11 protein-coding genes are annotated in these 5,723 nt (G+C 60.9%); 6 read left to right on the plus strand and 5 right to left on the minus strand.

The window, feature by feature from the left end; translation table 11 throughout:
- From P0D89_RS50540 to P0D89_RS50550, 3 genes are all read left to right on the plus strand, one after another.
- On the plus strand, positions 1-826 hold an 826-nt coding region (locus P0D89_RS50540; RefSeq protein WP_408379285.1), incomplete at its 5' end, for a CoA transferase.
- Positions 827-1,007: 181 nt separating this feature from the next.
- The gene (locus P0D89_RS50545; protein ID WP_154562295.1) at positions 1,008-1,217 is read left to right on the plus strand and encodes a dodecin; all 210 of its coding nucleotides are present in this window, start codon (positions 1,008-1,010) and stop codon (positions 1,215-1,217) included.
- Positions 1,218-1,400: 183 nt separating this feature from the next.
- The gene (locus tag P0D89_RS50550; protein WP_408370382.1) at positions 1,401-1,592 is read left to right on the plus strand and encodes a hypothetical protein; all 192 of its coding nucleotides are present in this window, start codon (positions 1,401-1,403) and stop codon (positions 1,590-1,592) included.
- 112 nt (positions 1,593-1,704) lie between these two features.
- On the opposite strand, the gene P0D89_RS50555 is transcribed toward P0D89_RS50550, so the two are convergent.
- The 4 genes from P0D89_RS50555 to P0D89_RS50570 are packed head-to-tail and all read right to left on the minus strand — an operon-like array spanning position 1,705 to position 3,198.
- Positions 1,705-2,667, minus strand: a complete 963-nt coding sequence (locus P0D89_RS50555; RefSeq protein WP_408370380.1) for a tyrosine-type recombinase/integrase — start codon at positions 2,665-2,667, stop codon at positions 1,705-1,707.
- Entirely contained in the window at positions 2,654-2,848 is a 195-nt protein-coding gene (locus tag P0D89_RS50560; RefSeq protein WP_408370378.1) for a DUF2513 domain-containing protein, read from the minus strand. Before P0D89_RS50560 ends, P0D89_RS50555 begins: the two co-directional genes overlap by 14 nt.
- A 34-nt stretch (positions 2,849-2,882) precedes the next feature.
- Complete coding sequence (locus P0D89_RS50565; RefSeq protein ID WP_408370377.1) at positions 2,883-3,053, minus strand: DUF2513 domain-containing protein; 171 nt, start codon at positions 3,051-3,053, stop codon at positions 2,883-2,885.
- Positions 3,043-3,198 carry a hypothetical protein gene (locus tag P0D89_RS50570; RefSeq protein WP_408370376.1) on the minus strand — a complete coding sequence of 52 codons (156 nt, stop codon included), beginning with the start codon at positions 3,196-3,198 and terminating at the stop codon, positions 3,043-3,045. Before P0D89_RS50570 ends, P0D89_RS50565 begins: the two co-directional genes overlap by 11 nt.
- Before the next feature lie 186 nt (positions 3,199-3,384).
- On the opposite strand from P0D89_RS50570, the gene P0D89_RS50575 reads away from it, so the two are divergent.
- The 3 genes from P0D89_RS50575 to P0D89_RS50585 all read left to right on the plus strand — a co-directional run bounded on the left by P0D89_RS50575 (position 3,385) and on the right by P0D89_RS50585 (position 4,486).
- Positions 3,385-3,702, plus strand: a complete 318-nt coding sequence (locus P0D89_RS50575) for a DUF4148 domain-containing protein (protein WP_408370374.1) — start codon at positions 3,385-3,387, stop codon at positions 3,700-3,702.
- Positions 3,703-3,866: 164 nt separating this feature from the next.
- Positions 3,867-4,178, plus strand: a complete 312-nt coding sequence (locus P0D89_RS50580; protein WP_408370387.1) for a DUF4148 domain-containing protein — start codon at positions 3,867-3,869, stop codon at positions 4,176-4,178.
- Positions 4,179-4,270: 92 nt separating this feature from the next.
- Entirely contained in the window at positions 4,271-4,486 is a 216-nt protein-coding gene (locus P0D89_RS50585; RefSeq protein ID WP_408370372.1) for a hypothetical protein, read from the plus strand.
- A gap of 333 nt (positions 4,487-4,819) precedes the next feature.
- On the opposite strand, the gene P0D89_RS50590 is transcribed toward P0D89_RS50585, so the two are convergent.
- Complete coding sequence (locus P0D89_RS50590; RefSeq protein ID WP_408379287.1) at positions 4,820-5,512, minus strand: hypothetical protein; 693 nt, start codon at positions 5,510-5,512, stop codon at positions 4,820-4,822.
- Positions 5,513-5,723 lie beyond the last annotated feature (211 nt).

Raw genomic sequence — 5,723 nt, forward strand, 5'->3', positions numbered from 1 at the left:
TGAGCCGATCCCTTTGATGAAAGAGGGCACCAGTCCGCTGGACGGCATTCGCGCACTTGGGATGGGTCACGTGATTGCCGGAGCGGCCATCGGGAGAGACCTCGCTTTGCACGGGGCAGATGTCCTCAACATCTGGCGGCCGTTCGACGACAGCGAGATAGAGGCGTTTGCGTGGGACACTCAGGTCGGAATGCGCTCGACGATCCTGGACTACTCGAAGGAGGATCGCGCGAAATTCGATCTCCTGCTGAAGGATGCCGATGTCTTCTTCGCGAACAAGCGTCCGGGCTATCTGGAACGCCATGGTCTCGAGGCCGAGGAGCTCTGCGGCAGGAAGCCTGGGTTGATCCATGCCAGTGTCCTGCTTCACGGCGCCAGGGGCCCCTGGAAGTATCGTCCGGGATTCGATGAAATCGGCGCGGCCGTCTCGGGGCTGTTCGCCGTCGAAGGCACGCTCGCGCGTCCGAAATCGCCGCCGATCATCCCCATTGTCGACAACGTGGTGGGCTGGCTCGGCACGGTCGGCGTACTCGCGGCGCTGCGCCGGCGTGCGGTCGAGGGTGGCAGCTATCGGGTCACCGTTTCTCTGACCCGAACCGTGCTGTGGCTGTTCTCGCTCGGCATCTTCGACAGGGACTATGCCCGGACGACCGCCGGATCTTCCGACGAGCACGCCTATGTCGCTCCCGATCTGTTCACGGCGGAGACCCCGATGGGCACGTATCAGGGCATGACCGACCAGGTCGTCTTGTCGAAGACTCCCGGGTCCTTCAGGACGGTGCTCGTGCCACGAGGCTCGAGCAAGCCCGAATGGCTGACGCAGTGAGGACCTAAGCCGACGATCGATGAGCAATCCCAGTAAGCGGCGGCCTTGACCGTCCGTAAGTTGTTGACACGCGTGCGCTCGCGCGATCGCGAAAGCAGCAGTAAGCCGCGGCGTACATCATGCCTGGATATCGTGGCACATTGCGATGCCACGTAGTCCGCCTCAAACCAAGGAGAACCCGATGTCGGAACACGTATACAAACTGATTGAACTCACCGGCTCGTCGACGCAATCGAGCGACGACGCGGTGCGTGTGGCGCTAAGCAAAGCGGCCAATACCGTGCGCAACATGCACTGGTTCGAAGTGTCCGAGACACGCGGACACATTGAGGAGGGCAAGGTCATGCACTGGCAGGTCACGCTGAAGGTCGGGCTGCGTCTGGAGGACTGAGACCAGACGGTCACTCATAAAGGCCCTGACCGCATGGTCCGAACAACACAGGGATGTTTCAAGCAAACACCCTCTCTGGGGCCCGCTGGGCACATATCAGGGCATGACCGACCAGGTGGTCTTGTCGAAGACTCCCGGGTCCTTCAGGACGGTGCTCGTGCCACGACGCTCGAGCAAGCCCGAATGACTGACGCGGCGAAGGTGCCCGACTGCGAAATCAGACAGGGGCGGATGGCGTTACGGCTGATGTTGGTCAGCTTCCTGCAAGCAAAGGACGCCATTCCGTCTCCGCCGTCTCTGATTGCGATTGAAACGGCGGGGGCCGCCGCGCGCCCATGCAAAGGCGATAAAGCAACGTTCATGGTCGCGAATTGAGTGGCCGCTTTCTGGGGTGGATCCGACGTCTGAACTTCCGAGCAACGGTGCGTGCGAATGACGCTTCATGGCCGACTTGAGACGGCCATATTTGATATGGACTGCGACATAATTAAACGCGGATCCGCTCGATCTCGTCGAGGCTGATGTCATCGTGGCGCCGGTCGTACAGCTGGGTGGTGCGCGTCGATGCGTGGTTCGCCATCGCCGCGGCGTTCTCGAGTGTGCCGCCGTTTTTCAGATACGCGGTGATCCCGGTCGCACGGAACGTGTGGTTGCCGATCGCCGTGCCGATGCCGGCCGCGAGCGCGCGACGTCGCACCATCGCATACGCATTCGCCTGCGGCAGCCGCGTGGTGCTGAGCTTCCCGGCGCCGCGGCGGATCGTGCGGAACAGCGGGCCCTTCGGATCCTCGCCGATACCGGTGCCGTCGATATAGGCGTGGAGGTACGCCTCGAGCGTGTGATGACACGGCATCTCGTGCCGCCTGCCGCCCTTTTCGCGAAGGCGCACCCACAGCCGCCGCTGCTGCACGTAGACATCCTCGACCCGCATCGCGAGCGCGGCGCCGACCCGCGCGAACGAAAACACCATCAGCGCGATCAGCGCGCGGTCACGCAGCCCGATCGGCGTCGTCACATCGATACGGTCGAGCAGTTGCCGCGCTTCACTCGCATCGAGCACCGGCGTCCTGCCCTTTTTCGTAGTGTGACTGGGGCCACGCACCGACGCGGCCGGGTTGTGCGGCACGATCTGGCCGCTGACGAGCCAGTCGAACAGGTGGCGAATGGCCGCGAGGCGCTGCTTGACGGTCGGTGCCGAATGGGTCTGCGTCTGCCGCTCGATCCAGGCCGCGACGTGCAGCGGCTGCACCTCAATAAGGGCCGTCACGCCGGCGCCGGCGCACCACGCAAGAAAGTCGCCGGCCGCGCGCGCATAGGCGCGGCGCTTGTGCGGATCGCGGATCGCCGACGCGAAGAACTCGAGAAAGCGCACCCCGGCACAATCGCCGGCGGCCGTGACGAGCGTCGGCAATGTCGTGGTGCGGGGATCCAGCAGGCTAGAGCTTGACACCGGTATGGTCCTCAATTTGCCTCTTGATGAACCCCTTCGCCAGGTCCGCGAGCAGTTGAACCGTCATACCCCCGACAGCCGTGGTCACCTTCCTCGTCTTGTTCCACACGTCGGGGTTGCGCACGGACTCGAGGAAATCGTGGCCTGCCCAGCTCAGGCCGCGAAAAGCGATCCCTGACACCCCCTGTCGGATCCCGACATCCGGTCCACCAGCATCAACAAAAACCCGACTGCGCGAGCAGCGACAGGTGATAGCCAATCTCCGCGGTGCTGCGACCAGTTACCGGGCAAGCCTCAGAAGCAAGCCATTCGATGCCGGTTTCCGGCACCGGGCGGGGTTCGAGCTGGAGCAGCAGTTTGCGGATCAGGTCCAGGTCACGCTTCATCGTTGGCCTCTGTCTGAGCTGTCTTGAACGCCCGAGCGCGCTGCAGCAGCTGATCAACCTCTTCAATACTGCGCGCTTCCACTTCCACATCGCCGATTTTTAGGCGGACCTTGCGACCATAACGTGCAGTGATCCATGCGCCCATAGCAACACCCAACGCGCCGAGCGCCGGCGCCGCTAATGGGGCTTTAGAAGCAGCCTATTCGATCGATAGAATCTATTATTTATACTATATCAATAGTACGGGTTTATACTTACTTCCGTTGTCGCCGCAGCACACTGCCCGACACCTAAAAATCGCCGTTCGCGGCCAACAACTGGAGATTTCGCCATGCTCAGGTCACTCATTCCCGCCCTCGCTCTCGCTTCGGCCCTGGCCGCGCCAGCCGTCTCGTTCGCTCAACAATCGAACGGGCCGGTGACGCGTGCGCAGGTGCGCGCCGAGCTCGTCCAAATCGAAAAGGCCGGCTATCACGTGGGCGACGGCGACCACACTACCTATCCGGCTGGAATCCAGGCCGCCGAAGCCAGAGTGGCTGCGCAGAACGGCGCGGCAAGTGGTTACGGTGGTGTCGTAAGTGGTTCCTCGGAAGCAGGGCGCCCGGCCGTGTCGATGGCCGACTGGAACGCGATGTACAGCCACAATTAATGCGCTGATTTCGGACGCGCAGGCTGGCTGCCAAAAGTATCTCGCCCGAGCATCGCAGTCTGAGCACCCAGCACCCCGGCTCACCACAGCGCGACGGCGCTTACCAAACGCAGTAAACGGTTTCGCACCCGACAACACTAATAACTGGAGGTTTCACCATGAACATCAAATCACTCGTTTCCGCCGTCGCGCTCGCGTCGGCCCTGGCCGCGCCGGCCGTCTCGTTCGCTCAATCGAACGCGCCTGTCACCCGTGCGCAAGTGCGCGCCGAGCTCGTCCAGCTCGAGAAGGCCGGCTATCACGTGGGCGACGGCGACCACACTACCTATCCGGCTGGAATCCAGGCCGCCGAAGCCAGGGTGGCTGCGCAGAACGGCGCGACAAGTGGTTACGGTGGTGTAGCAAGTGGTTCGTCGGAAGCAGGACGCCCGGGCGTGTCAATGGCCGACCGGACCGCGATATACAACCACCATTAATGCGCTGATTTCGACGCGCGGGCAGCTAGCGGGCCAGTTTCAGTTCGAATACCTCAATAGGTGGCAATTCAACGAACCTCAAGGAAGTCACCATGTCGTCAGTCGCACTCGCGCGGGTCCGTATCTCCAACGCCTCGCAGTCCTTACATATTTCTGCAATCCGCCCTTACCTCCTCCGCTTTATCGCCCATGACGGCACGCGTTCGGTCGTGGCATTCGCCAATCGTGATGAACGCGACGAGCGCGGCGCGCAGCTCCTGATGCTTGGCGCCGCCGTAACGCTGGCGACCGTGCGGCGTGCGGTATGAGTGGCCCACCGATCCAGAATTGCAGGGAACGCGCAGCGATGTCGAGCGGCTGCGAACGGCCCCTATAGAGGATTTTGAATGGCTGTTTGGGGGGAGCGTGCCGCCGATCGCTGTCAGTCAGAGACCGGCCATGAGGCGACACTCATACGCGTCATCGCTCGGACATTCTGACGTTGGCTTCGCATCCGCAACCGGCCGTTCGATTGACAACTACGAACGCTCCTAAATCCGCCTTTCCCGACGTTCACTTATCGGCTGCCGGTGAGACAGTTACACACTGCCTTCCTGACATTCGCGGGTCGGCGGCAGCGGTACGCCTAATGATGTCTTCGATCACGGCAAACTTCCGGATTGGACAACCTCCGCTGCTTTTCTAATTGCCTCCGCGGTCTCCGACGTCAAAGACTGGTTGATACTCTGCGGCTTTGGCCTACTTCCGGTGCGTCGGAAATAGACTTGCAACACTCGAGTCGCAGCGGCTTCACGGTTTGTCGTAGGAACTTCCGCCATGTCGACTTTCAGGACGGCCCCGGTAGTTTCTCGGTACTTCTCTTCACGGCGCCTAAGGAAGTTAGGCAATGTGCTGGATGGTTCATAGGAAAACTTCGTGCATACCCAGAAGTTCATGCCGTTGTGCTCATGAACCTTCTTATAGTAACTGGCGCCTTGCACCAAGCTGACCTTCATATGTGATTCTTCCAGTGTCTCCCTGTACAGCGTTTCCGAAATTCCACCTTGGTCATTCCCACCAAATGCCTGAGGGCACCCACCGCAAAACCAGGGAGTATCGTCGTAGGGGCTCGTGGCTTCCTTGATTCCGAAATATCCGATGCAATCGCTATCTATAGGAATTACATAGTATTTAGTCATCGCCCTTATCTTCCTGACGTTGCGATGGATTTTGCTTGACGTTCGTTTGAAGCTCGCCTGCTCAGACTGCTCGACGAGCATTCTACCGGCTGGATGCTCCCCATGGCGCGCTTCATGGCGCCGCTGTCGTACGCAATCGAGATTGGAACCGCGCATGACCGCCGCGATGGCCGTTGGACTTCGAAAACGACCGTCGCCCGGGCGACTCGGATGACGGTAACGGGTCGAGCTTGTGTGAAAACAAGCTGATCGCCTAGACTGGATTAACTCATTCAGCATGGGTGACCGGATGAAGCGATTCATAGAAGGTGACGATCGAAAGCAGGTGACACTGCTTGCGGAGTGCCTGGATGACTTTGTTACCGAA

Origin of the sequence: Paraburkholderia sp. RL18-085-BIA-A (assembly GCF_046027075.1) — a bacterium.
Classification (GTDB): Bacteria; Pseudomonadota; Gammaproteobacteria; order Burkholderiales; family Burkholderiaceae; genus Paraburkholderia.